The sequence below is a fragment of the Mesorhizobium sp. M0894 genome (assembly GCF_040319725.1).
Classification (GTDB): domain Bacteria; phylum Pseudomonadota; class Alphaproteobacteria; order Rhizobiales; family Rhizobiaceae; genus Mesorhizobium.
In genome coordinates, this window is the sequence record NZ_JAMYOG010000004.1 from 442542 (window position 1) to 467618 (window position 25077).

General features: G+C 63.2%; 26 protein-coding genes and 1 pseudogene. 13 read left to right on the forward strand and 14 right to left on the reverse strand.

What is annotated here, in order from left to right; genetic code table 11:
* Positions 1-76: 76 nt before the first annotated feature.
* Complete coding sequence (locus tag NKH91_RS11285; RefSeq protein WP_352844295.1) at positions 77-934, forward strand: alpha/beta fold hydrolase; 858 nt, start codon at positions 77-79, stop codon at positions 932-934.
* Here the strand turns inward: NKH91_RS11285 and NKH91_RS11290 are convergent.
* The gene (locus NKH91_RS11290; protein WP_352844832.1) at positions 903-2318 is read right to left on the reverse strand and encodes an MFS transporter; all 1416 of its coding nucleotides are present in this window, start codon (positions 2316-2318) and stop codon (positions 903-905) included. The two genes, NKH91_RS11285 and NKH91_RS11290, sit on opposite strands and share 32 nt — an antisense overlap.
* 193 nt (positions 2319-2511) lie before the next feature.
* Between NKH91_RS11290 and NKH91_RS11295 the strand changes: the two genes are divergently transcribed.
* Positions 2512-3405, forward strand: a complete 894-nt coding sequence (locus NKH91_RS11295; RefSeq protein ID WP_352844293.1) for a LysR family transcriptional regulator — start codon at positions 2512-2514, stop codon at positions 3403-3405.
* Positions 3406-3425: 20 nt separating this feature from the next.
* Here the strand turns inward: NKH91_RS11295 and NKH91_RS11300 are convergent, their stop codons facing one another.
* The 3 genes from NKH91_RS11300 to NKH91_RS11310 are packed head-to-tail and all read right to left on the reverse strand — an operon-like array spanning position 3426 to position 5866.
* Complete coding sequence (locus tag NKH91_RS11300) at positions 3426-4466, reverse strand: zinc-dependent alcohol dehydrogenase family protein (RefSeq protein WP_352844291.1); 1041 nt, start codon at positions 4464-4466, stop codon at positions 3426-3428.
* 34 nt (positions 4467-4500) lie between these two features.
* Positions 4501-5151, reverse strand: a complete 651-nt coding sequence (maiA, locus tag NKH91_RS11305) for a maleylacetoacetate isomerase (RefSeq protein WP_352844289.1) — start codon at positions 5149-5151, stop codon at positions 4501-4503.
* Positions 5152-5155: 4 nt separating this feature from the next.
* Complete coding sequence (locus NKH91_RS11310; RefSeq protein WP_352885430.1) at positions 5156-5866, reverse strand: fumarylacetoacetate hydrolase family protein; 711 nt, start codon at positions 5864-5866, stop codon at positions 5156-5158.
* 371 nt (positions 5867-6237) lie between these two features.
* On the opposite strand from NKH91_RS11310, the gene NKH91_RS11315 reads away from it, so the two are divergent.
* Positions 6238-7260: an acyltransferase family protein gene (locus tag NKH91_RS11315; RefSeq protein WP_352844285.1), complete on the forward strand. Its 1023-nt coding sequence runs from the start codon at positions 6238-6240 to the stop codon at positions 7258-7260.
* 17 nt (positions 7261-7277) lie between these two features.
* Here NKH91_RS11315 and NKH91_RS11320 read toward each other — a convergent pair whose 3' ends face one another.
* Positions 7278-7775 (reverse strand): GNAT family N-acetyltransferase, encoded by a 498-nt coding sequence (locus NKH91_RS11320; protein WP_352844283.1) that lies wholly within the window; start codon positions 7773-7775, stop codon positions 7278-7280.
* A 23-nt stretch (positions 7776-7798) separates the two neighbouring features.
* Positions 7799-8563 carry a copper homeostasis protein CutC gene (locus NKH91_RS11325; RefSeq protein WP_352844281.1) on the reverse strand — a complete coding sequence of 255 codons (765 nt, stop codon included), beginning with the start codon at positions 8561-8563 and terminating at the stop codon, positions 7799-7801.
* A gap of 226 nt (positions 8564-8789) precedes the next feature.
* On the opposite strand from NKH91_RS11325, the gene NKH91_RS11330 reads away from it, so the two are divergent.
* Both NKH91_RS11330 and NKH91_RS11335 read left to right on the forward strand, forming a co-directional pair.
* Positions 8790-9233, forward strand: coding sequence for an SRPBCC family protein (locus NKH91_RS11330; RefSeq protein WP_352844279.1), 444 nt, complete (start codon positions 8790-8792; stop codon positions 9231-9233).
* A gap of 119 nt (positions 9234-9352) precedes the next feature.
* Positions 9353-9808 carry a carboxymuconolactone decarboxylase family protein gene (locus NKH91_RS11335; RefSeq protein WP_023720025.1) on the forward strand — a complete coding sequence of 152 codons (456 nt, stop codon included), beginning with the start codon at positions 9353-9355 and terminating at the stop codon, positions 9806-9808.
* A gap of 27 nt (positions 9809-9835) precedes the next feature.
* On the opposite strand, the gene NKH91_RS11340 is transcribed toward NKH91_RS11335, so the two are convergent.
* Complete coding sequence (locus tag NKH91_RS11340; RefSeq protein WP_352885429.1) at positions 9836-10744, reverse strand: LysR family transcriptional regulator; 909 nt, start codon at positions 10742-10744, stop codon at positions 9836-9838.
* A gap of 127 nt (positions 10745-10871) precedes the next feature.
* Between NKH91_RS11340 and NKH91_RS11345 the strand changes: the two genes are divergently transcribed.
* The 4 genes from NKH91_RS11345 to NKH91_RS11360 all read left to right on the forward strand — a co-directional run bounded on the left by NKH91_RS11345 (position 10872) and on the right by NKH91_RS11360 (position 13545).
* The gene (locus NKH91_RS11345) at positions 10872-11375 is read left to right on the forward strand and encodes a nuclear transport factor 2 family protein (RefSeq protein WP_352844275.1); all 504 of its coding nucleotides are present in this window, start codon (positions 10872-10874) and stop codon (positions 11373-11375) included.
* Positions 11376-11434: 59 nt separating this feature from the next.
* The gene (locus tag NKH91_RS11350) at positions 11435-12418 is read left to right on the forward strand and encodes an alpha/beta hydrolase (protein ID WP_352844273.1); all 984 of its coding nucleotides are present in this window, start codon (positions 11435-11437) and stop codon (positions 12416-12418) included.
* Positions 12415-12969 (forward strand): nuclear transport factor 2 family protein, encoded by a 555-nt coding sequence (locus tag NKH91_RS11355; RefSeq protein WP_352844271.1) that lies wholly within the window; start codon positions 12415-12417, stop codon positions 12967-12969. The genes NKH91_RS11350 and NKH91_RS11355 overlap by 4 nt, the downstream gene beginning before the upstream one ends.
* 129 nt (positions 12970-13098) lie before the next feature.
* Positions 13099-13545 carry a nuclear transport factor 2 family protein gene (locus NKH91_RS11360; protein WP_352885428.1) on the forward strand — a complete coding sequence of 149 codons (447 nt, stop codon included), beginning with the start codon at positions 13099-13101 and terminating at the stop codon, positions 13543-13545.
* Between the two features lie 55 nt (positions 13546-13600).
* On the opposite strand, the gene NKH91_RS11365 is transcribed toward NKH91_RS11360, so the two are convergent.
* Together NKH91_RS11365 and NKH91_RS11370 are read right to left on the reverse strand one after the other, a co-directional pair.
* Positions 13601-14032: a cupin domain-containing protein gene (locus tag NKH91_RS11365; RefSeq protein WP_352844268.1), complete on the reverse strand. Its 432-nt coding sequence runs from the start codon at positions 14030-14032 to the stop codon at positions 13601-13603.
* A gap of 70 nt (positions 14033-14102) precedes the next feature.
* Positions 14103-14933, reverse strand: coding sequence for an AraC family transcriptional regulator (locus tag NKH91_RS11370; RefSeq protein WP_352844266.1), 831 nt, complete (start codon positions 14931-14933; stop codon positions 14103-14105).
* Positions 14934-15023: 90 nt separating this feature from the next.
* Between NKH91_RS11370 and NKH91_RS11375 the strand changes: the two genes are divergently transcribed.
* Complete coding sequence (locus tag NKH91_RS11375) at positions 15024-16211, forward strand: amidohydrolase (protein WP_352844264.1); 1188 nt, start codon at positions 15024-15026, stop codon at positions 16209-16211.
* Between the two features lie 113 nt (positions 16212-16324).
* Here NKH91_RS11375 and NKH91_RS11380 read toward each other — a convergent pair whose 3' ends face one another.
* The 4 genes from NKH91_RS11380 to NKH91_RS11395 form a co-directional block, all read right to left on the reverse strand.
* Positions 16325-18547, reverse strand: coding sequence for a xanthine dehydrogenase family protein molybdopterin-binding subunit (locus tag NKH91_RS11380; RefSeq protein ID WP_352885427.1), 2223 nt, complete (start codon positions 18545-18547; stop codon positions 16325-16327).
* The gene (locus tag NKH91_RS11385) at positions 18544-19533 is read right to left on the reverse strand and encodes an FAD binding domain-containing protein (RefSeq protein ID WP_023720034.1); all 990 of its coding nucleotides are present in this window, start codon (positions 19531-19533) and stop codon (positions 18544-18546) included. Before NKH91_RS11385 ends, NKH91_RS11380 begins: the two co-directional genes overlap by 4 nt.
* On the reverse strand, positions 19530-20015 hold the full coding sequence (locus NKH91_RS11390) for a (2Fe-2S)-binding protein (protein WP_031194306.1): 486 nt from the start codon (positions 20013-20015) through the stop codon (positions 19530-19532). Before NKH91_RS11390 ends, NKH91_RS11385 begins: the two co-directional genes overlap by 4 nt.
* A 284-nt stretch (positions 20016-20299) precedes the next feature.
* A complete protein-coding gene (locus tag NKH91_RS11395; RefSeq protein ID WP_352791768.1) occupies positions 20300-20554 on the reverse strand; it encodes a hypothetical protein in 255 nt (84 codons plus the stop codon).
* A 371-nt stretch (positions 20555-20925) separates the two neighbouring features.
* Here NKH91_RS11395 and NKH91_RS11400 point away from each other — a divergent pair, with 371 nt between their 5' ends.
* Complete coding sequence (locus tag NKH91_RS11400) at positions 20926-21351, forward strand: hypothetical protein (protein ID WP_023720037.1); 426 nt, start codon at positions 20926-20928, stop codon at positions 21349-21351.
* Positions 21352-21949: 598 nt separating this feature from the next.
* Here the strand turns inward: NKH91_RS11400 and NKH91_RS11405 are convergent.
* Positions 21950-22840 carry a LysR family transcriptional regulator gene (locus NKH91_RS11405; protein ID WP_352643186.1) on the reverse strand — a complete coding sequence of 297 codons (891 nt, stop codon included), beginning with the start codon at positions 22838-22840 and terminating at the stop codon, positions 21950-21952.
* Positions 22841-22943: 103 nt separating this feature from the next.
* Between NKH91_RS11405 and NKH91_RS11410 the strand changes: the two genes are divergently transcribed.
* Together NKH91_RS11410 and NKH91_RS11415 are read left to right on the forward strand one after the other, a co-directional pair.
* Positions 22944-23807, forward strand: coding sequence for an SDR family oxidoreductase (locus NKH91_RS11410; protein ID WP_352643184.1), 864 nt, complete (start codon positions 22944-22946; stop codon positions 23805-23807).
* A gap of 35 nt (positions 23808-23842) precedes the next feature.
* Positions 23843-24120 (forward strand): annotated as a pseudogene (locus NKH91_RS11415) (AtaL-like protein); the annotation flags it as partial.
* Between the last annotated feature and the right edge of the window lie 957 nt (positions 24121-25077).

Sequence of the window (25077 nt, forward strand, 5' to 3'; positions counted from 1 at the left end):
CGCAAGGCGCGAAGTGGGCCTTGCGCGGCGTGGAGAAAAAGGGGCAATTTTGGTGCCTGGGATCCAGAAGATACGCTTGTCCTCGGGTGGCGAGGTGGCCGTCCGGACGGCTGGTGATGCTTCCGAACCCGCGCTCGTGCTGCTGCACGGCTTTCCTAGCTCGTCGCGGACGTTTCGCGACGTGATCGCGCCGCTCTCCGGCAGCGTCTATGTCGTGGCGCCGGACCTGCCGGGCTTCGGCGCATCCGATCTGCCGCCCGAGCCGTCGTTCGACATGCTGGCCAGCGCGATTGAAGAGCTGCTCTCGCGTCTCAACGTTGGCCGCAGGTTTCTCTATTTGCATGATTTCGGAGCCCCGGTAGCGCTTCATCTCGCCATGCGCGCCCCGGAACTCGTCGAAGGCCTTGTCATCCAGAATGCCAATGCCCACCGCTCCGGCTTTGGTTCGCAATGGGCAGACACATTGGACTTCTGGGCTGAGCCGAATGCGGCGAATGAGCAGGCCGCCACCGCCCATCTCACCCTCGAGGGAACCCGCGACCAGTACGTCGCCAGCCTGCCAGCCGAGATCGCGGCGCAGATCGATCCAGGTGGTTGGATTGAAGACTGGCGGGTCATGTGCCTGCCGGGACGACTTGATCTGCAGAAGGCGCTCATTGCCGACTACGGCCGATATGTCGACCGGTTCGCGGCGGTGGCTGATTATCTGGCGAAGCGTCAACCCCGAGCGATGCTTCTTTGGGGTCGCCACGATGCCTTCTTCGACATTGCAGAGGTTCAATCGTGGCTTATGGATCTTCCCCGGATGGAGGCCCACGTCTTCGACGCAGGCCATTTCCTTCTGGAGACGCATGCGCTCAGGGCTGCTGAACTGATGCTGGAGTTCGTCGCTGGCGGCTCAGCTAAGCGCGCTGGCCGCGGCGACCAGAAATAATCGCAATGATCAAAGCCGCCACCACCAGGGCCGTCGCGACCTGGAAAGTGACCTGCATGCCGCGTGCGGCTGCCGCAGATGCTAATACCTGCCGACCGGTGCCTTCGTTTCCGCCAGCCGATGCGAAGGCAAACACCGCGCCCATCACCGACGCACCGGTGATCAGGCCGAGATTGCGCGACAGGTTGAGCACTCCGGAGACGACGCCGCGCTGGTCGGATGCGACGCCCGTCATCACGGCCGAATTGTTGGCGGTCTGAAACAAGCTATAGCCGGTGCAGACGATGATGATTGGCACGACATAGCCGGCAATGCCAAATTCCGCCTGTGACAGAGCAAAGCTACCAATAGCGAGATCGAGCAGACCAACGATCATCATCCGGTGCGCTCCGAAACGATCGACCAGGCGTCCGGCCAGCAGCGCCGCCAAGGCCGTAACCAGAGGGCCGGTCGACAGAACCAGCCCGACCATGGCTGCGTCCAGCCCAAGCGCGCGCGACAGATAGAATGGCGCGACCACCAGCGTCGCCATCATCACGGTGGCGACGATCAGGTTCATGGCGAGGCTTGCGTTCAAGGCGCTATCGCGGAACCTGGCAGGCTGGATCAAAGGGTTCTCGACCCTTGTCTGCGCAATGACGAACAGCAGGCCACCCACGGCGGCGGCAACCAGCAAGCCGACATTGAGAGAACCAAAACTGCCGCGCCCAAGGGTCATGGCGAGCGCATAGGCGGCTAGCGTCAGCGCGAGCAAGGCCGTGCCGATGCCGTCGAAATCGCGCCGATCTCGTTCCGCTGACTTTTTTCCAGCCGGCAGGACGCGATAGGCGAGCGCGAAGGCCAGCGCCCCCAACGGCAGATTGATGAGGAAGATCGCTCGCCAGCCGAGGCCGGCGATCAGCAGTCCGCCAAGCGAGGGGCCAAGCGTGGTGCCGATCGCGGACATGGCGCCGAGCAGGCCCATGGCGCTGCCGGTTTTTTCCCGGGGGACCGTGTCGGCGATCAAGGCCAGCGTCAGAGCCATCATGACGGCCGCGCCGAGCCCCTGTGCCGCCCTTGCGGCAATCAGCAGCCAGAGCGTCGGCGCGAGCCCGCAAAGCACCGATGCGAAGGTGAACAGGCCAATGCCGCGGAGCAATAGCGGGCGGCGGCCGAATATATCGGCGAGTCGCCCGGCGCTGACGATCAAGGTGGTGATGGCGAGCAGATAGGCAAGAACGACCCATTGCACGAGCTGGAACGATGCGCCGAATGCCTGCATCAGCGATGGCAGCCCGACGCTGGCGATGCTGGTGGCGAGCGACGACAGCAGCGTTGAAAGCGACAGGCTGGCCAACGCCCATCGGGCCGAGCGGACGCTCACCGGGGCCGTTTCATTCCCGATCTTTTCAGCCCCGGCCTTTTCAGCCCAGCTCTTTTCAGCGGTCGATGCCACGGTGAACTCCTCTGCCGGCAAGCCCCCAAAACCGGAGCTGTCGGAAGCTATTCCCCTGCTTGATGTGGCGAAAGGCGCAGCATTTGCATCTTATTCGTGCATGAAACGCCACATCACGGCTGAGCTGTGTTATGGTCCTTCCATGTCGTCACCCGATCTCAATCTGCTTGTCGCCCTCGATGTGCTGCTGAGCGAGGGCAGCGTCGCCCGCGCTGCCGCGCGGCTGCACCTCAGTCCGTCGGCGATGAGCCGGACGCTGGCGCGGCTGCGCCAAGCGACAGGCGATCCATTGCTGGTCCGGGCCGGCCGTGGCCTGGTTGCGACACCGCGCGCGCAGGAATTGCAGCAGCAGGCAGGCCGAGTCGTCCAGGAAGCCGAAGCGCTCCTGCTTCCCGCCAGGCTCCTCGACCTCTCAGGTCTCGACAGGGTTTTTACGCTGCGCGCCAATGAAAGCTTCGTCGAGGAATTCGCGCCGCGTCTCGTCGCCCGTATCGAAGCGAATGCGCCTGGCGTGCGGCTGCGTTTTGCGCCGAAATCCGACAGGAACGACATGTCGCTGCGCGACGCAGGGATTGATCTCGAAATCGGGGTTGCCGGTGAAACGAGCCCTGAAATGCGTATTCAGGCGCTGTTTCGCGACCGCTTCATCGGTGCGGTGCGAACGGGCCATGAGCTGAGCGAGGGTCCGGTGACGCCGGAACGCTATGCGGCCGGCCGCCACATCAGCGTTTCGCGGCGTGGTCGCGAAAAAGGCCCGATCGACGAGGCCTTGAAACTGCTGGGTCTCCAGCGGACGGTTGTGTGCATGGTTTCCAGCTTCTCGGCCACGCTCGCCATGGCGCGCGCCTCCGATTTGATCGCCAGCGTCCCCGAGCGGCACACGCTAGGCGCGCGCACGGGCATGTTCAGCTTTCCGTTGCCGGTCGATGTTGCCGAGGTCACGATCTCGATGCTCTGGCATCCGCGGCTCGATGCCGATCCGGCACAACGCTGGTTACGCGCCTGCGTGCGGGAGGTCTGCGCCTTTCTCCGCTAATCCAGACTCGGGTCGCTGATCTAGAATCGGGTCACCACGCCGATGCCGATGCCTTCGAAGCCGCCCATCGCCATCAATGCGGCCGGCGCCTCCTCGAGGCTGATCTTCTTGCCGACCAGCAGTTCGGGCTTAAGCTTGCCGGTGCGGATCATCTCCATCATCGCCTGGTAGCGAAACGCCTGCATGCCGTGGCTGCCGCGGATCTCGAGCTCGAAGGCGATCACCTTGTCCATCGGTATCTGCGGCCTGGCATGCTCGCCGAGCATCAGGCCGACCTGCACATGGCGGCCGCGCCGGCGCAGGTTCGCGATCGAGTTGAACGACGTCGTCGGATGGCCGAGCGCGTCCATCGACATATGCGCGCCGCCATTGGTGATCTGCTTGACCGCCTTGACCACGTTCGGCGTCTTTGCCGCGTTGATCGTCGCCACCGCGCCGATCGTTTTGGCGAAGTCCAGCTTCTCGTCGGTCAGGTCGATGGCAACGACATTGGCGCCCATGGCGCTGGCGATCATGATCGCCGACAGGCCGACGCCGCCGCAGCCATGCACGGCCACCCATTCGCCGGGCGTCACTCGGCCCTGGTCGACGATGGCGCGGAACGAGGTGACGAAGCGGCAGCCGAGGCTGGCGGCGGTGGCGAATTCCATCTCGTCGGGCAAGCGCACGAGATTGGTGTCGGCATGGTCGATGGCGACATATTCGGCGAACGATCCCCAGGCAGTGAAGCCGGGCTGGAACTGGTGTTCGCAAACCTGGTGATTGCCCGAGGTGCATTCAAAACAGCGGCCGCAGCCGACGGCGAACGGCACGGTGACGCGCTCGCCGGTCTTCCAGCGGGTCACCTGGCTGCCTGTGGAGACCACGACGCCGGCCAGTTCGTGGCCCGGCACATGCGGCAGGCGGATGCCGTCGTCGTGGCCCATCCAGCCATGCCAGTCGCTGCGGCAGAGGCCAGTCGCCTCGACCTTGATGACGACGCCTTCCGGCGAAGGCGTCGGATCCGGCACCGTCTGGATCGTCGGCGCCTCGCCGAATTTTTCGAAGACGACGGCTTTCATCGGCAGTTCCTCATCACGTCATGCAATTTGCGGTTTACTCGGCATCGATCTGGTTTTCCGGCGCGGCCTTCTGGAACGCCGGCAGCGCCATGCAGGCGGCATTGATGCGCGAGATCGTCGGGTAGGGCGTCATGTCAACGCCGAAACGGGCATTGCTGGTGATCTGTGCGACGAGGCAGATGTCGGCCAGTCCCGGCTTATCGCCATGGCTGAATGTCTTTGTCTCGGCGGACGAAGCCAGAATCTTTTCAAGCGGCTGGAAACCTTCGTTCACCCAATGCCGGAACCAGTTGGCGACATCCTGGTCGCCGGCGCCGAACAGCGTCCGCAATGAGGTCAGCACGCGCAGATTGTTCACCGGATGGATGTCGCACGCGATCATCTGGGCCAGCATCCTGACGCGAGCCCGGCCCGGTGCATCCTTGGGCAGCAACGGCGGCTCTGGCGTGGTCTCGTCGAGAAATTCGATGATCGCCAGCGACTGCGTCAGGAGCGTGCCGTCGCCCAGGACCAGCGCCGGCACCAGCCCTTGCGGATTGACCGCGAGGTAGGCGGGCTCCCGATGCTCGCCGTGCCGCAAATGATGCGGCACGTAGTCGTAGGTCAGGCCCTTCATCTCCAGTGCGATCCGCACCCGGTAAGACGTCGAGGACCGGTAGTAGTTGTGAAGGACGATGTCGCTCATCAGATCATGGGTCCGGTTGGCCGATCGTCAATTCGATTTCGCCGATGCCGTCGACGCCGCCGGTGATCTTTTCGCCCGGCCCAACGGCGCCGACGCCAGCCGGCGTTCCGGTGAAGATCAGGTCGCCGGGTTTAAGCTCTACCGCCTCGCTGCAAATCGAGACGATGTCGGGAACCGGCCAGATCAGTTCGGCAAGGTCGCCGTCCTGCCTGATCTCGCCGTCCACGGCGAGCCAGATGCGGCCCTTTTCGGGATGACCGGATTTTTGCGCCGGGACCAGCGGGCCGCAGGGCGCTGAACGGTCGAAGGCTTTCGACCAGTCCCACGGCCGTGCCGCCTTCTTCGCTTCGTCCTGAAGGTCGCGGCGGGTCAGGTCGACGCCGACGCCGTGGCCCCAGACATGGTCCAGCGCGCGCTCGCGCGGGATGCGGAAGCCGGCTCTGCCGATCGCGACGACAAGCTCGATTTCGTGATGCAGGTTTTGGGTCAGCGGTGGGTAGGGGATCGTCGTGCCAGATCCGATTGCTGCATCGACCACCGCATCACCCGGCTTGGTGAAGAAGAAGGGCGGGTCGCGCTCGTCATTGCCGAACTCGCGGGCATGGGCGGCGTAGTTGCGGCCGACGCAGAAGATCCGGCGCACCGCAAAACGCTCCAGTGAGCCGGCGACGGCCACCGACGGGGTTGCGGGCAGGGGAAGGACGAAGCCTGTCATGCAGTGTCTCTGTTTCAATGCATCTGTCCTGGCACATTCGGCCGATTTGGATCACCGGGCAAGGCATTGAATCTCAGATGAGCCACGCCCGCCGCGCGGCGCCGCGGAAATCGCTATAATTGTGCTTTAGCCGGCCAAGATGGCGATACACTATTTGGCAATAAGCTGGCCCTGCTCGCAGCGCCTGCCACCAACGCCTGAGACCACCGACCGTCGGTTTTGGGAAGGGGCCTTGACGGCCCTTTCTGTCCGTCCCCGTACTTCGGGCGTGTCGTTATCTCGCACTTGCACAAAGTTCTGGTGCGCTGCAATATAGCTGGAGGGAATGCGGCCTCCAGCCCGCCTTTCGCAGGTTCAATGAAGGGACCGGCATGACGGATATCTCCGCGACGCGTCTTGTCGTGTCCAGGCCTGTTGCCGACAGCTCGGCAAGAACCAGGCTTGCCTATCTCGACGGCTGGCGCGGCCTGTCGATCGCGCTGGTGCTGATCGGCCATTTCTTCCCCGTTCCCGGCATCAATCTCGGCGTCTTGGGCGTCGAATTCTTCTTCGTGCTCAGCGGCCGGCTGATGGCCGAGATCCTGTTTGTCGAACACTATCCGCTGAAGAAATTCTTCAAGCGCCGGTTCTCCCGCATCTACCCGGCACTGATGGTTTTCGTCGTCGCCGCGATGGTTGCCTTGTCCGGCACATTCATCGCCTTCAAGTGGAAGGCGGCGCTGACGGCGCTGACGTTCACTTACAACTACGCCGGAATTCTCGTCACCCGCGCCGGCGCGCTCGACCATATCTGGTCGCTCTGCGTCGAAGAGCATGCCTATATCATCCTGGCGCTGATCAGCGTCGTCGTCTCGGGGCGGTCCCGGGTCATAGTGCTGCTCGGCGCATTGTCGGTGCTGGCCATGGCAAACGGCGTCATCTCCTACTGGGTGCTCGGAATAGGCTACGAGTCCACCTATTGGCGCACCGACGTGCACATCGCCTCGATCCTGCTGTCAGCGGTGATATGCCTGCTCAAGGCCGATGACAGGCTGCCGGCGCTGCTCAAGGGCCCGCATGCCGCCCTGGGGGCCGCTGTCGTGGCGGTTCTAGTGTTCATGGCTGCCGTGCCAACCCCGATCCACTATCTGGTCGCGGTGCCGCTGTTGGCCCTCGCCGTCAACTCGCTCGACTTCAGCAGCTGGTATCTGACCTGGTTTCTATCCTCCCGGCCGATGACGATGCTGGGGCTGTGGTCGTATTCGCTCTATCTTTGGCAGCAACCCTTTTATCAATTCGTCGACATACAAGGCAGTTCGCCGTGGCTGATGTTGGCGGCGGCGTTCGCTTGCGCTCTGTGCAGCTACTACATCGTCGAAAAGCCGACCCGCTCCTGGCTGAACCGCAATTGGTAGGGCGAGGCGGCTGCCGTTCAGCCGGCGATCCGTCTTAGATAATACCGCACGGCTTTCTTGCCGCCGTGGATTACCGCGTCGCCCACTTCCATGAAGCCGAGTGCCGCGTGGAAGGCGTCCGAAGCCGGATTGGGTGGCTCGGCATTGACCTCGCAAGTGACGATCGCCTGGCCGGCGCGTGACGCCTGCTCGAACAGATCCTCGTACAGCCGGCGGGCATGACTCCGGCCGCGCGCATTGGCGCCGACCACGACGCGATCGACATAGACGAAGCGCGGATAGCGCTCGCGAAACCACAGGAAATTCGGGCTGTCGTAGCTTGCGTCCTGGTCGAAGGTCATGATGAAGGCTTCGAGTGCACCGATACGGCGCGCGTAAAACGCTTCGCCAAGCAGGAAGGAAAGGCGCTCAGGTTCGAGCCATGATAATTCCGCAGCGTGCTCGTTGTTGAGCGCGAGGATTGCGGGCTCATCCCGCGGCAAAACCAGCTCGATCGGCAATCGCGTTTCAATCATTTTCTTTCTTCTGTCTTCCAGGATCATGCCCGGGCAGCGGCGATGGTCGCCGCCACCAGTACCTCGTCGGTCACGGTGTTGCGGTATTCGCGGTCGAGGTCGGTGCCGCCCATACCGACTTTCGGGTTGCGATAGCGCATGGCGCTCGGCACGTCCTTGAGCGCGGCGAAGTGCATTTCGCTCACCCCGGTTTTCCTCCGCACCTCGGCAATGTTCTGCGGGTCAAGCCCGCCGCAGCCGAGGATGATGATGCGGTCGCCAGCCTGCCTGACCAGATCGGCGAGCAGGTCCGCGCCCTCCAGCGCCGTGTCGCGCTGGCCGCTGGTCAGCACGCGACCGACTTTGCAGCGGATCAGCGCTTCCAGCGCCTCTGTCGGGTCGCGGGTCATGTCGAAGGCGCGGTGGCAGGTGACGTTCAAGCTCCCCGCTGCCTGCGCCAGTTCGCTCATGCGCTGCTCATCGATCGTGCCGTCGGCAGCGAGGCAGCCGATAACGACACCGGCGACGCCAAGCTCGGCAAGCGCTCGGACATCGGCGAGCATCGAACGATATTCGGCCTCGCTATAGAGAAAATCGCCGCCACGCGGCCGCACGATGACGTGGAACGGGATCGTCGCTAATTCAAGCGCCGTGCGCACGGTGCCGAAGCTCGGCGTAATGCCGCCCTCGACCAGGCTGGCACAGAGCTCGACACGGTCGGCACCGGCGGCTTGCGCGGCCAGCAGGCCGTCTATGCCTTCGACGCAGATCTCGATCAGCGGCAGGCGAGGGCGTTCGGTCTCGGTCATGAGAGTTCCGTTGATGATTTCAGCTGGCCAGCGGTAGCATCGGGCATGGTGCGATGAAAGCCGGAACTGTGGGCTCAATGTGCTTGCGGGCGCGCCTGCCATTCCGCCGCTTGACACATTCATAACTTAAGCGTTATACGTAACTCATAGCTGATGGGTTATTGGTTCTCATGGAGAGCGCGTTGTTGAATAGCCCAGCCAAACCGCAAACAACGGGTCCGAAGTCATGACTGAAGCAACCACAATCGAAACCAAATCCATTGTCGTCGAGCGTCTGATCCCGCATGCGGCTGAAAAGATATGGCGCGCACTGACGGTGCGGCATCTGGTTGCCGAATGGCTGATGGAGAACGACTTTGCGCCTGAGCAAGGCCATCGCTTTACCTTTCGCGCGACGCCGGTGCCTGGCTGGTCCGGCGTGACGAACTGCGAGGTGCTGAAGATCGAGCCGCCGCGCCTGCTCGCCTACAGCTGGGGCGACGGCACCGAATCCGACAGCGGTCTGAAGACCGTGGTGACATGGTCGTTGACGCCCGAAGGTAAAGCGACGCGGGTGCGCATGGAGCATTCCGGGTTCCGGTCCGAAGACGAGCGCGGCTACATCGGCATGGGAAGCGGTTGGCCGCGCATTCTCGAGCGGCTTGAGCGGGTGACTGCCTCGCAAAGCTGAAGATCCCGGCGCTCGCCTTGCCGCAACGCGGCAGCCGGCGAACTGACAGAACCAAGAAATATCGAGACCCCGGATGTTCGTCGTCCGGGCTTGAGAAAACACGCCCGAAGGAGACCACTATGCAAGCACGATTGAAAAACCCGGTGATGCTCATTCCTGGCGCCCTGCAGGCGCTGCTCGCGCTGGACAAGTCGACGGAAACGGCCGATCTGTCCTATGTGACGCGCAAGCTCGTCCATTTGCGCGCCAGCCAGATCAACGGATGCAGTGTCTGTATCGATATGCATGCACGCGAATTGAAGAAGGCCGGTGAAAAGGACGAGCGCGTCTTCACCGTGTCGGCCTGGCGGGAAACACCTTACTTCACCGACGCCGAGCGCGCCGCGCTGGCGCTGACCGAGGCGGCAACCCGGTTGGCCGACCGGCCGGATCCGGTGCCGGATGCGGTCTGGGATGAAGCCGCCCGGCACTATGACGAAAAGGCGCTTGCCGCACTGGTCGTCCAGATTGCCCTGATCAATGCGTTCAACCGTCTCAACGCAACTACCAGACAGATGGTCGGCGCCTGGGGCTGAACAGGGCCGGGTTCTCGCAAAGCCACATCAGATCAGCAGCTTGTGAGAATTCGCGCGGACGAAGTCGATGAAGGCCCGCAGCTTCGGCGGTACCAGGCGGCGGCTGGGATAATAGAGGTGGAGCGGCTCGTAAGCGGGACAGAAAGGCTCCAGCACCTTGACCAGCGCGCCTGAGGCAAGAAGCGGCGCGGCGAGCCCCTCGACCGCGAAGGCGAGGCCAAGCCCTTGCGCGGCAGCAGTAATGCACAGCGGAAGCGTGTTCGCGACCAGACATGCGTCCGGTGTGAAAGCGACTTCGCGTCCATCCACGGTGAACTCCCAGGGCGAAATCGCGCGGGTGCGGGTGAGGGCGAATGCGATGCAGCGATGGGCGGCGAGGTCGGCCGGCCGCTTCGGCGTACCGTTGCGCGCCAGATAGTCCGGGCTGCCCACCACGACCATCTGCAGGGGCCCGCCCAGGCGCGCGCCGATCATATCTTTCTCGAGAAGCTCGCCGATGCGCAGGCCGGCATCGAACCCCTCGGCGGCGATGTCGACGAAGCTGTCGTCGAAGATCAGATTGAGCCGCACTTCTGGATAAGCATCCATGAACGGCCGCATCAATGGTTCGATCAGCAGCGGGGCGGCGATCCAGGGCAGGCTGAGGCGCAGCGTCCCGGCAGGACGATCGCGGGTCTCGCGCAGCGCCGCACCAGCCGCCCAGATGTCTTCGGCTGCCGGGCGCACATGGTCGAGGTACTGGGCGCCTGCCTCGGTCAAGCCGACGCTGCGGGTCGTGCGGTTGAGCAGCCGCACCCCCAGGCGCTCCTCGAGCCCCTTGACGGCCTCGCTCAACGAGGCCGGAGCGACGCCGAGCTCGGCGGCGGCGTGGGTGAAGCTTTTGGCCTCCGCAACTTTTACGAAGGCGACGATGCCGCTGAATTGGTCGAGACGCATTGTAAGGATTTTCCAAATAGCCCTGTCGAACTCTACTGGTTTTTCCGGCGAACAAAAGGCGTCATGTTGGGTCCGAAGAACGGACCTCGCTGTTGCGATGGCCCGAACGGGCAAGGAGACAGGACCGATGACCAGGCTCGCTTTACTCGCCGCCGGCGCTCTTCTGGCGGTGTCTGCCGCCCCGGCGAACGGCGGCCCGCTGGAGGACAGCAACATCCAGCTCATCAAGGACTACTACGCAGCTTACGCGACCGGCAATCCTGAGGCCGTGCGGCCCTTCCTCGCGCCCGACATCGTGTGGCGCATTCCCGGTCATCATCCGCTCGCCGGCGACAAGCGCGGGCCGGACGAGGTGGTCGCCTTTTTCCGCGGCCTGGCCGATGGCAAGTTCAAGGCCGAGCCGATCTTCTTCCAGGCGCAGGGCGACCTCGTCGTCGATGTCCATCGCGGCTGGTCGAATGTCGGCTCAGGTCCCGAGATCGACCAGCTCTATGCGCTGATGTTCCGCATCAAGGGCGGCAAGATCGCCGAGGCACAGAATTTTTTGACCGACATGTATCAGTCGGACGCCTTTTACTGGGCGCATTACCCGCTGAAGCCATTGCCCGGCCGACTGGCTGGCGAGCGCTGAGACGGCGGTCTTTCTTGCAACGCGCCGCGCTTCTCACTCCAAGCCAAAGGAGACTTGCGATGCTTAAAACCCTGACACTTGCTGCAGCAACCGCCGTGGCGCTCGCCGCCTCCAATGCCTTCGCCGCACCGCGCATCGAGCGCGTCGCTTTCGCCTCGAACGGTGAGCAGATCGTCGGCGAGCTCTATCTGCCGGAGGATCTGGACGCGGCGAAACTTCGGCCCGCGCTGGTCGTGACCGGCGCCTGGATGACGGTAAAGGAACAGATGCCGGCCCGCTATGCCCGCGAGATGGCTGACCGTGGTTTCATCGCCTTGACCTTCGACTTCCGCGGCTGGGGCGAAAGCGGCGGCGTGCGCCGCCAGTACGAGGATCCTAACGCCAAGATCGCCGACATCGAAGCGGCGGTCGCCTATCTCGCGACCCGGCCCGAGACCGATCAGGACCGCATCGGCGGGCTCGGCATTTGCGCCAGCTCCGGCTACATGGTCACCGCTGCGGCCGAAAACGCCGCGATCAAGTCGGTCGCCCTCGTTGCGCCCTGGTTGCAGGATGCCGAAGTGGTCGAGCAGACCTATGGCGGAAGGGACGGTGTCGCCAGGCTCGAGGCCACGAGCGATGCGGCCGAGGTGGAATATCGCCGCACCGGCAAACAGGCATTCCTACCCGCTGCTAGCTTGACAGACGAGCGCGCGGTCATGTTCGAGGTGCCTTACTACACCGAACCCGATCGCGGCATGCTCCCGGCCTGGCGCAACGAGGCCGATCCCGCCTTCTGGCGCGGCTGGTTGAGGTTCGATGCAATCCAGGCTGCTCCGCGCCTGCACCAGCCTTTTCTGATGGTGCATAGCGAGGCGGCTGCCATTCCACAGGGGGCGCACAAGTTCTACGCGCGGCTGACCAGTTCCAAGCGGGAGCGGTGGCTCGACAATGTCACCCAATTCGATTTCTACGATCGTGCCGCGCCGGTGAAGACGGCGAGCGATGCCGTCGCCGCGCACTTCCGCGCGACGCTGGGCGGTGCAGGGGAGGCTGGACAATGAGCCTCGTCACTCGCCGGTATGTCTTGGCCTCGGCGGTTTCAGCCGCGATGATTTCCGCCGTCTCGGCGCCCGCCTCGAGCGCTCCGGGAGATGCGCTGACGGTCGAAGACAGGATCGTGATCGCCGAGGCAGTTGCCGGGATCGGCCTCTATGCCGATCTGCGTGAATGGAACCGGGTCAAATCCTATTTCGCGGCCCGTGTCACGACCGACTATACCAGCCTCTTCGGCGGCGAGGTCACGACCAGCGGCCGCGACTCCCTGATCGCCCAATGGCAAGCGCTGCTGCCGGGCTTCGACGCCAGCCAGCACCTCATCACCAACATCATTGTCGAAGGCGCGGATAAGCATGCGGTTGCACGCAGCCATGTCCGCGCGACCCACTGGATCGGTTCCCGGTTCTGGACGGTCGGCGGCAGCTATCTACACCGGCTGGTGCGGACGTCGGAAGGTTGGCGCGTCAAGGCAATCTCCATCCGCCGCTTGTACGAAGAGGGAGATCGCGCCCTTTTGACCGCCGCTGCCGACCGGGTGAAGGCGGAGGCCAAATGAGTGTTCGGATTTGCGCATGCCCAGTCGCGCGGCGAGGTTGCTCGGAGCAACGGCAACGTGAATATTGATCGAATGTCGGGGCAGGCTTGGCGCATGCGGCATTAGTGCCGCCAACCGCGGAGACAGGACATGACCCTTTCACTGCAGGAGGTTTCCGATCGGCTTGAGATCGAACAGCTGCTTGCTCGCTATTGCTACGCTGTGGACGATCGCGACTGGGAAGCCTATCGGAAAATATTCACGCCCGACGCCGTGCTTGACGACACTGTAACAGGTGGAATCAGGAGCGGTGTGGGTGAGCATGTTGCTTATATGAAAGGCGCCCTATCGAAGATATTGATCTCGCAGCACGCCATTTCGACAATCCTTCTTGATCTCCGAGGGGATGAGGCCAGCGCGCGCGTGCATTGTTCATGCCCGATGGTGGTCGACCTCGGCGAAGGCAAAAGGCAGGTCTTCTTCCAAGGGTTCTGGTATCGCGACCGCGTCGTACGCACGTCCGAGGGCTGGCGCATAAGTGAACTTGTCGAGGAGGGCTATTGGAATCACAATTTGCCGGAGGGGTTCACGTTCTGACGTCTGTTACGCGCTGTGCTGGATTCGCCACGGACGCTGTTTTCAGACGTGGCAGCTACTGGCGCAACACCGTGTTCTTGGTGCCTTCTTCGACCTGGTCGATAACCAGCAGCTTGACCGGTTCGGCGCCGACATTGGTCGCCTGATGCCATTGCCCGATCATCTCGATGATGAAATCACCTGTTTGATAGGTGTTGCTCTTGCCGGTCTCGACATTGGTGACCTGAAGCGTGCCGGCCTCGACATAGGCGTAACGCGGAAATGGATGCTTGTGGACCGGCAAGGTGGCGCCCGGCGCGATCTGATAGGCCGAGACCAGGACCTGCACGTTCTTCTGCGGCAGCGTGATCGGCTGGCCGGACGCAGTCTCGGTGCGAGAGGCAAGCGGGGTCACGACAACCGGCGTCCCGCTGGCGTCCAGCGCCTGGGCGTTGTTTGCAAACAGTGCAGCCGCGAGCAGCAGCGTCGGCGCCAAGATTATTCGCATGATTCCCCCCGAGCTGCGTCAGCATTGCGCAGCACGCATTGGCGCGCAAGCTTGTCTGTTGAGGAGCGCCTTATCCAGCTCTTCTAAACATGCCCGGCGTCATGCCATGCATGGCCCGGAACGTACGGGAGAGATGGCTCTGGTCGGCGAAACCTGCCGCGATAGCGGCGTCGGCGAGGCCAAATCCCTGTTCGATCAGCGCGCTCGCCCGGCGCAATCGCCGGTCGCGGATGTAGGCCGTCGGCGTCAGGCCGATCGCCTTGTTGAAGTCGCGGATGACCTGGAACCGGGTCACGCCACCCGCACCGGCAAGCCGCTTGAGGTCGAGCTGCGAGCCGAGCTCGCTTTCGACAAGGTCGCGATAGAGCGAAAACCTCCGCTGCGATCCGGAGCTTTCGACCTCCTCGGCCTGTCCGCTCGAGTCGCCATGCCGAACGATCAGCCGTCGCAGCGCCACGAGCAGGGACGTCTCGGCCGTCATTATGTCTGGGGATGTCGAGCCCTGGTGTGCTGCCGTCAACGCTGCGGCGAGATTGTTGTCTTCGATAGTCGCGCGCGAAAACACCGGAGCGCCGTGCCAGCCGAGTTCGCGGGCAAGTGCGGTCATCAGCGGCACCGAGGGATAAAACGTCCGGTAGGCCCAGCCTTCGTCCGCCCCGCGTTCGCCGTCATGCCACTCCTCTGGATTGACGACGGCAATGGCGCCTGCCGGGGCGAGAACGCTTTGACGGCCGATGCGAATCCGCTCGCAGCCGGAGGTGATCAGGGCGATCACATAGGTCGGGTGTGTGTGCAAGTCGTAGCGGTGCCGGGTGAAGCGCGCTTCGAACAGGCCAAGGTCGGGGAAGCACGGATGGCGCCAGTATTTCCCGGTCTCTGCCGCTTGGTTTGTCTTTGCCATGGTCAATCCGGTTCAAGACGCTTTTCGTCGGGCCTTCTATGGCTGGCAGGACCAAACCGCGCCGCCTTTGCCGGCGTGAAAGGAGGTATCATGTTGCATAATGACCCCATCGCCGCGCTGACACCAGAGGTCATAGGCTGGCGGCACCATATCCATGCCAATCCGGAGCTCGGATTCAATGAATACGAAACGGCGCGTTTCGTTGCAGAGAAACTGCGCTCCTTCGGCCTCGACGAGGTGCATGAAGGGATCGGCGGCACCGGGGTCGTCGGTGTCCTGCGCAGCGGTGGCGGCACACGCGCCATCGGCCTTCGCGCCGAGCTCGACGCGCTTCCGGTGCTGGAGAAAACCGGCTTGCTCTATGCTTCGAGGAGAGAGGGCGTGATGCATGCCTGCGGCCATGACGGCCACACCGCCATGCTGCTCGGCGCTGCCAAATTGCTCAGCGAGTCGCGCACCTTCGACGGCACCGTCACTTTCATCTTCCAGCCGGCCGAGGAAAACGAAGGCGGCAGCATGCGCATGATCGAGGACGGCCTGTTCAGGCGCTTTCCGGTCGAGGCGGTCTATGCGGTCCACAACTGGCCGGGCGTCAGGCTGGGGACGATCGCGGCCCGTGCTGGTGCGCAGATGGCGGCCGTCGACAATTTCGAGCTGACTTTCGAGGGTCTTGGCGCGCATGCCGCGATGCCGCAGCTCGGCGATGACCCGATCCTGGCAGCGGGCGCCTTCGTGCAAGCCGTCCAGCGCATCGTCAGCCGCTCGGTCGACCCGCAAAGCGCGCTTGTCGTCAGCATCACGCAGATCCATGGCGGCAATGTCGGCAACATCGTGCCGGGCAAGGTCTGGCTGCAAGGCACCTGCCGCTTCTTCGAGCCCGGTCTTTCCGACCATTGCGAGAGGCTGATCGGCGAGATCGCACAAGGCATTGCCGCCGCGCATTCGCTCAAGGCACGCGTCGACTACAGGAAGGGCTACCCGCCGCTGATCAACACCGTGGACGCGACGACCCACGCCGTCGAGGCTGCCGCCTCCGTCGTCGGCCGGGAGAATGTCTTGACAGAGTTCAGCCCCAGTCTCGGCTGTGAGGATTTCGCATTCATGATCCGCGACGCCGGTGGCTGCTACGCGTGGATCGGCGCCGGCGAGGTCGGCCCGGGCGAAGGCCTGCACGGCGACCGCTACGTCTTCAACGACGAGATCGTGCCGACGGTGATGCGCTACTACGTCAACCTCGTCGAGCAGACGCTTGCCGGCAAAGTATCTGAGCTGAAATGAAGACGTCGGCCTGGGAGCCGCAGGTATTTCCCAAGTCTCGGCAAGCTTTGCAGAGGAGATAATCGACTACGTCAGAGACCCGCTATCGCAGGGCAATAGCGGGCCTAGTCCTTCTACAGCAGTTTTTCCGGCGTGATCGGCAGCTCCCGGATCCGCTTGCCTGTAGCGTCGAAGACGGCATTGGCAACCGCTGCGGCAACGCCGGTGGCGCCGAGCTCGCCGATGCCCTTGCCGCCAATCGGGCTGGCATGCTCGTCCACCTCGTCGACGAAGTGGATAATGATGTCGCCGGGAATGTCGGCGTTGACCGGAATGGCAACCCCTGAAAGGTTCTTCGACAGGAACCGCCCGAGCACCGGTTCGTGCCTGCTCTGCTCCATCGCCGCCATGCCCCAGCCCCAGATGATGCCGCCCGTCATCTGGCTGCGTGCGGTGCGGGGATTGACGATGCGGCCGGCGCTGTAGCTGCCGACGGCGCGACGAAGCCTGAGCAGGCCGAGCCCCGGATCGACGCCGACCTCCATGAAAATCGCGCCGAAAGTGCGCATGGCGAGGCCTTTGCCATGCTGCGCCGGATCGAACGAGCCGGAGCCGATGATCTCGCCGATGTCGGTATGACTCATCACGTCGGCGATCGTCTGACCGCCGGCAGCGCCTTTGCGGCGAATATGGCCGTCTTGCATCTCGACCTCGTCGGGCGGCAGATTGGCAAGACGGGCAAGCTGCGAACGTGCATCTTCGGCGGCTGCGAGCACCGCCGCGCCCACCCCCATGGTCGACGATGAGCCATAGGTCGGACCCGCCTCCGGCAGCTGTGTATCGCCCATTTCCAACTCGATCCTCTCCATCGGCAGGCCCAGGACATCGGCTGCGATCTGCGGAAAGATGGTGAGTGTTCCGGTCCCTATATCCTGGGTGCCGGTGCGGATGAGCACCGTGCTGTCCCTGTGCAACCTGACCTCGGCTGCAGGCGTCGGGTGGCGGAAACAGCCCATGCTACAGGTCGCCATGCCGTAGCCGATCAGCCAATCGCCATCGCGTTGCGGCTTGCGCGGGCGCTCGCGCCAGCCGAACAGGCGGGCGCCTTCCTCATAGGCCTCGCGCAGCTTCTTCGACGACCAGGGCTGGCCGGTGGCCGGATCCGTGTCCGCATGGTTGATCAGACGCAGGTCGAGCGGATCGATGCCGAGGCGGTGGGCGAGCTCGTCCATCGCGCTTTCGAGGGCCCAGGTGCCGGGACCCTCGACCGGCGCGCGCAGCGCCGTCGGCATGGCGACGTTCGCGCGCTCGACGCGCTGGCTGAGACGCATGGCCGGCGTGGCGTAGAGACCCTTCGAGGCTTCGGTGGCGAACTCGACGAAATCGTCGGTGACGGTGGTCAGGTTGACCACGTCCTGTTGCACGGCGGTCAGCTTGCCCGACTTGTCCGCCGCCAGCACGATCTTCTGTGCCATGCGCGGCTGATAGCCGAGACAGGAATAGGCATTGGCGCGGCTGAGCGCCAGCCTGACCGGGCGCTGCATGATGCGCGCCGCGGCGGCGGCCAGCACCTGATGCGGCCAGATCCAGCCCTTGCCGCCGAAGCCGCCGCCGGTATGGCGGGAAATCACGCGGACCTTCTCGGCCGGGACATTCATGCGGGCCGCAACCACCTGGCGGACACCGTAGACGTGCTGCGTGGCGTCGTGCAGCGTCAGCTCTCCGTCGTTCCACTCGGCGAGCGTCGCCGAGGGCTCCATGGCGTTGTGATGGCGCGACGGCTGCAGGTAGACGGCTTCGACCATGGCGGCTGCGTTGCTAAGCCCGCGGTCGACCTCGCCCTTCGTAAACGTCGGCTCCAGGAACAGAAAGCCGCTCTCCCTCGGCACGACCGCAGCCTTGTCGATTGCGGTCCATTCGGGTGGTGCCGGCAATTCCGGCTCGGCGAACTCGTAGCGCAACGAGACGCGGCGGGCGCCGGCTTCCGCCGCCTCCAGTGTCTCGCCCAGCACAATTGCAAGCGGCTGGCCCTCGTGACGTATCTCGTCGCTCTGCATGGGCATGAAGCTCTGCGCCGCCGGCGGACCTTCGGCGTGCTGCGTCTGCGTATCCGGCTCGGCCCTTGGCGATGCGAACCGGCCGAATTTGGGCATGTCCTCATGCGTGAGCACGCGCACGACCCCTTCCTCGGCGAGCGCGTCGTCAACCATGATCGACGTCACGCGGCCGGCGGGAGCGGGCGCGGTCACCAGCACTGCATAGAGCAGGTCGGGGGCAAAGTAGTCGGCCGCATAGCGGGCGCGGCCGGTAACCTTGACGCCGCCGTCAGGGCGGGCAACAGGCTGGGTGATCATCATGACGGCATCCTCGCTGCTCTTTCGATCGCCCGCAAAGCGGCGGTCTTGGCCAGTTCGATCTTGTAGGCGTTCTGCAACAAGGGACGCGCTTCGGCGAAGGATTGCTCGATAGCGGTGCTCAACGCCTCGCGATCGCCGACATCGGCACCGGCGAGCCGCTCCTCGGCGGCGCTCAGCCGCCACGGCCGCAGCGCGACGGACCCCAGCGCCAGGCCAGCCCGACGAATGGTCCGGCCGTCCATCTCCAGCACCGCGGCGGCGGAGACGATGGCATATTCGTAGGATTCGCGCTCGCGCACCTTGAGGTAAGCCGATCGCGGCGCCGGTGCCGGCAGCTCGATTGCCGTGATCAGTTCGCCTTGCTGCAACACATTGTCTGCCTCGGGCCGCGTGTCGGGAAGCAGGTGGAATTCGGCTGCCGGAATGCGCCGGCCGCCGCTGCGGTGCGCGGTGACGATGACTGCATCAAGTGCTGCCAGTGCCACCGCCGGGTCGGATGGCTGGGTGGCGATGCAATCCTCGGTCCAGCCGAATATCGCGTGATTGTCGTTGATGCCATGCAATGCCGAGCAACCGGAGCCGAGCCGACGTTTGTTGCACGGCAACTGCTCTTCGGCACGGAAATAGGCACAGCGCGTCTTCTGCAGCAGATTGCCGCCTATCGTTGCGAGGTTTCTCAGTTGCGGCGACGCCGCGTTGAGGATCGCCTGGCTCAACACCGGATAGTCGCGCATGACCAACTCGTGCTGCGCGACGTCGTTGAGATGCGTCAGCGCGCCGATCCTCAAGCCGCCGCCGGGCAGTGCCTCGATCTGATCCAGCCCGTCGAGGCGGGAGATATCGATGATCCGCGCCGGCCCGGCAATGCCAAGGCGCAGCCAGTTGAGCAATTCGGTGCCGCCGGCGAGAAAAGCGCTGTCCGGCGCCGCTCCGGCCGCGATCGTTTCGCCCAGGCTATCGGCGCGCGCATAGACGAATGGGGTCATTGGCTCGCCCTCCCAGCCGCTGCGCGCACCGCCTCGACGATTTGCGGATAGGCCGAGCAGCGGCACAGATTGCCGCTCATCCATTCGCGGATCTCGGCGTCGGAGCCGGTATGTCCCTCCTCGATCAGCGCCGCCGCCGACATCACCTGCCCGGGCGTGCAGAATCCGCACTGGAAACCATCATGATCGATGAACGCCTGCTGCACGGGATGAAGCGCATCGCCGTCCGCCAGGCCCTCGATCGTCGTGACCTCGCGTCCCTCGGCGGACACGGCCAGTATCATGCAGGCATTCACACGCCGTCCGTCGAGATGCACGGTGCAGGCGCCGCACTCGCCGAAATTGCATCCCTTTTTCGTTCCGGTCAGATGAAGCCGCTCGCGCAACAGGTCGAGCAGCGTGACGCGGGGATCGAGATCGGAAAGGCTGTGGTCCTCGCCGTTCACCCGCAACCGCAGTAGGTGCCGATCGTGGAAGTCCATTGGGGTACCTCGAAGCACATGCCGTCCTAGTCGCAGGGACTCGTCCAGCAATCAGCCGCCCACCTGTCGAGGCGAAATAGGGCGGTCGATTTCGGGGGAAAGGCACTGCCGGTCACCGAAGGCGAAAAACGTTTGGGACCCCGCACGGGATGGGCTGAGAATGCCACGCCGCAAAAAGTGCACCGTCACCGTAGTTCAATACCGGCGCTCGCCTTCGTGGCCGCCTGTGTATCCTGCTGGCCACCTGTGCTGCATTCAAGTTAGCGAAACACGCAATCAACGAGCTAAAAGATAGATATGATGCCAGGGTTAACCGTTTCGTAGCCTAGGCGCGGCTCAAACTTGTCTTTGGGGATTGCGCCGGAGACAGTTCCGGTTGAACGGTAATCCACCTCTGTCTTCTTCTTTTTCTTGATCGTGCCTGACAAATCGGCACAGAGTTGCGCTGTCCCTTTTCTGGCTACCACCTTTTTCTCGTGCGCAACGGCGGCGGTGGATCCGGCAATCACAATTGCCGCGCACACGATGGCCAATCTCATCGAATTTCCTCCCCCAAGCGCCGGCCTAAGCCGCGGTCGATCTACCGACGCTGGGGCCGAAGCTCAGGTCGGCATCTTGGCCGAAGCGCATTATCACTGAGCCGATTGGCTCTGGCGCGTTATCAGCCTCTTTCAGGTAAAGCGTCTTCCTTCATTTGAGTGAAATCGAGCGATGGTTTCCCTTCGAACGCAGAATTACGGTGACAGTGCGCTTTCGCTACATTGGCCCGCTGCGGGCCTCAGCTGGGTTAACCAGCTTCCTGGGCGGAGCATGGGCCTGCTCAATTGTGTTTTGACTATTTGGCTGCACGGGCGCGTAAAATATCCGGTTCGCCCAGTTGTGGGCGGACTAACTCAGGGAGGATAATGTTATGAAGATGAATCGACGTAATGCTCTCGCCCTTGGTGCCACCTCGTTGTCGACCCCGCTATTGGTTGCATTGCCGACTCCGGCAGCGGCCAAGACCTACGGTCCGACTGATGGCAAAGAGATTTTTCCCGGCGTTCGGCTCGTCGAACTGGGAACACGAGACTCCCATATCAAGGGGTACAAGAAAATCGCGATGGAAGACGTCGTGTATCAGCCAAAGGGATCTAGCCCGCTGGGGGATGTCATGGCCGACGACATGGTCTGCACGGTCACTGAAGGCGAGCTGCAGGTCACGGCCGGGGATATGCAGTTCACAGCCAAGGAAGGCGATGTATGGAGCTGCGGCAAGGGTAGCACGAAGGAGGCTGCTACGAACAACGGGACAGTGGTCGCCGTGATGCGGGTGATTAACCTCAAGGCTGAATAAAGCCAAGTTGGCGATCGTGGGCGCAATCCGCGCCCGGGTGGAATCTTGCGGGTTAGCGATCTAACCGGCCAGCGCCATTCCAGTGCCAACGCCGATGGCAGAGGCCCATTAGAAGCTTCCCGGCCAGATCGATGGCCAAGACGCGGATGGCTCCCCAAACGTCTGCACGGGGGGCCTTATCGCGCTGGCAAGATCGTCAAACGTCGTTTCCATTCCTGGAGTCTAGATCAACACCGGGAATCTCTGAATTCCCCTGTTTGTTGTCCGCTAATTCAGCATGTCAACGCAGCGGCTTCTTGCGCTTCGGCGGCCTGTACTTCTCGACCAGCCTGACCTTATCAATATCGCAAGCATCATTCGAACGAACACTTTTCGTCCACGAGGAGGGAAGGGAATGCGGTCGGTGGCGCTCTCAATACCTACACATAGCCGGCCGTCAGCAGTGGTGACGATGGCACAGTTCGCGGAGCCGGTTGCCGTTAAAAAATGTCGCGTTCGCGGAAGATATTTCGGATAACGCACCCACCTAGAAAGTACGGCAACTGCTTTCCTTGTGCCTCGCATAAGGCCTCAGCTGGGTTAACCAGCTCCCTGCGCGTCATTTGCCGATATAGGCGGCCAGCTCGTCAGGCGTCCCCATGGGAAAGGCCTGTTTCAGATGGTCGAGGAATGCGGAGACGCGGGCGCTCAGCAGCCGCCGAGAGGGATAGAGCGTCCACAGGGCGATGTCGGGTCGATCGAGATCCCCCCAATGTACCAGTGTTCCGTCCGCCAGATCATGGCTCACCAGCGACACAGGTAGGCGCGCCGCGCCGACGCCCGCTCGTACCGCATCCCGGACCATGATGAGTGACGACAGCGCAAGGACCGGCTCGATCGCGATTGTTGACCGGCCAGTGGGCGTCTTCACGTCCCAAGCCCCTCGATCGGCTGTCGAACGCATGACGGCCGGGGTCGCCAGACCGTCCGCCGGCCGGGCGAGGTGAGGACTTGCCACGACCACCAGTCGATCACGCAGAAAGGCTCGCCCAACGAGGCTCTCATCCGGATCCGGATTGACCCGGATCACCAGGTCAAATCCCTCTTCGATCATGTCGACGGCGCGGTCTTCGGTCGTGACCTCGAGCCTTACCTCCGGGTATTTCAGGGCGAAGCCGGCAGCGATCTTCCCCATCGCGGTCTGTGAGAACAGCACTGGGGCGCTGATCCGCAACCTGCCTCGCGGCCTTTCGCCGCCTGAGGCGATCGCGGCCGCTGTCTCTTCGAGCTCGGAAAGCAACCGGCCCGCGCGCTCGAAAAGCGCACGTCCTTCTTCCGTCAGCTTCAACGCGCGGGCGCCACGCTCGAACAGCCGTAGATCCAGACTGGCCTCCAACTCCGCCACGCGTCGGGACAAGGTTGCCTTCGGGCGCCCGGCAGCGCGGGCGGCCTTACCGAAGCCCCCGTGGCGGGCGACCAGATTGAAATCGGCAAGGGCAAGTAGATCCATATGTTCCACCAATGAGACGGCGTGTCCAAATATAACGCCTACCGACACAAATGTGGATCACTAATTTCTGAGCAGCCATCCGGCTCAACTCAGGAGTAACCCCATGACCATTCTCGTTACCGGCGCGACCGGCAATGTCGGCCGCAACGTAGTCGAACAGCTCGTGAAGCGTGGCGCCCATGTGCGCGCTTTGGTTCGCGATCCCTCCAAGGCCAATTTCCCCACTGGCGTAGATGTCGTGCAGGGCGACCTGCTCGATGTCGATTCCCTGCGCAAGGCGTTCTCCGGCGTCTCCACCCTTTTCCTGCTGAACGCGGTGGTGGCCGACGAATACACCCAGGCGCTGGTAGCGCTGGCCGTTGCCCGTGAGGCCGGCATCGAGCGGATCGTCTACCTGTCGGTGATCCACAGCGACATCTACGTCAATGTGCCGCATTTCGCGGGCAAGTTCGGCGTCGAGCGGATGATCGAACAGATGGAGCTCAACGCCACCATCCTGCGGCCCGCCTACTTCATGGACAACGACATCACGATCAAGGACGTGGTGATCGGCTACGGCATCTATCCGATGCCGATCGGAGCCAAGGGCATCGCCATGATCGACGCGCGGGACCTGGGCGAGATCGCCGCGATCGAACTCCTCCGCCGTGAGCAGGCCGCCGCGCCGCTCCCGCTCAATCGCATCAACCTGGTCGGCCCCGACACGCTGACTGGCACGGACGTCGCAGCGATCTGGACGGACGTCCTCGGTCGACATATCGCGTATCCCGGCGACGACACCGCCGGCTTCGAGCAGAACCTGCGGCAGTTCATGCCGAGCTGGATGGCGCTCGACATGCGCCTGATGGCCGAGCGCTTCCTCACGGACGGCATGGTCCCCGATGCCGGCGATGTCGATCGGCTGACCGCGCTGCTGGGCCGGCCGTTGCGCTCCTATCGCGACTATGCGGCCGCAATTGCCGTCTGAGCCCCATCACCGACGTTCTGTCCAGGAGACATATCATGATTTACTCGACCGCTACCGTTCCGGTGAATCCCCGAGGCGAGACCAAGCTGACCCGTGCGCAGATATGGCAGGGCCTGGAACTCAAGGCGCGCGACGCCCGCCTGTTCCTGCCCGCAGGCCTCTGCACCCGTTGCGACGTCGTGGAGGAGAGCGCGACCCACTTCGTGCGCGAAGCTATGATCGCCGGTACTGATCTGCGCGAGATCGTGACGCTTGAGCAGGAAGCAAGGTCACCTTCTTCCAGGCGACCGGTCCGCGCGAAGGCGCGGAAATCGCCTTCATAGCTAGTGGTCGGGTCATTCACATCAGTTGCGCCAACGGCAATTGCAACCAGCTGGTGAGCGAGCTGCTTTATAAGCACGGACGAAACGCAAAGCCAGTCCGTCAAAACGCGGGTGTAGATGACGTACTGCTTCACGGCTTTGTCCAGTTCAAGCGTTGTGCCTGACAAGGTGGTGGCCGAAGCATTGTCTAACGTCAACGTTCGTTGTGCTTGACAAGAACCGCAAGATTGAATGGAGGGGCACTGTTTGGTCTGACGGCGAGCCGAGTAGCGACGAGCCTCGCATGGGCCTGGTCCATCCCGCCAAAGTCGAAAGTAGGGTGTTCGTTGCGGGAACGGAAGGTCGACGCTGCGGAAGGGGGCATGGGGTCTTCGCGCGAGCGGGTTATCCGATCCCCCGCTCAGAAATTTCTACCAAACATTCCTGACGGTTACGGCCCGAGCATTGTACGGTTCTTACATCCTGTTGATGTCGGTCAGGGAGAGAGTACTGTCGTCTCTTCGGCGTGCCCCTCGGGGATGGTCGGATGAGTGTCGTTCAAAGTGTCAGTCCAATTCTACATCAGGCTATTGCTGCACTCCTGAACGGGGCGGCTCGCGGAGACATTGTCTCGATCAAGGCTGCAATAGAACGAGTCCGCGTGACTGCGCCTAATCTGCGGGCATCTGACGAAGAGCTAACTGAGGCTATCCTTGAGGTAGCTTCCGCCACTGGCCTGTTCGTGTGTTTCGACGGCCGGGAGTAGCTCTCAGCCACGCGCCTCACTAATCCGCCTAACGTTCCCCCCCAGCATTCCAGGAATTTTGCTCATTGTGGCCCCGCGAGAGGGGGCGCGCGGTCCTGCTTGATCTTCGTAATTAGCAGGAACAAATCCGCTCGCGGTGCAGTTCGGTCCTTTTAAGCATGCAGGCCCGAACATGGCTGAAATCGATAAAGCCAAACAGAAG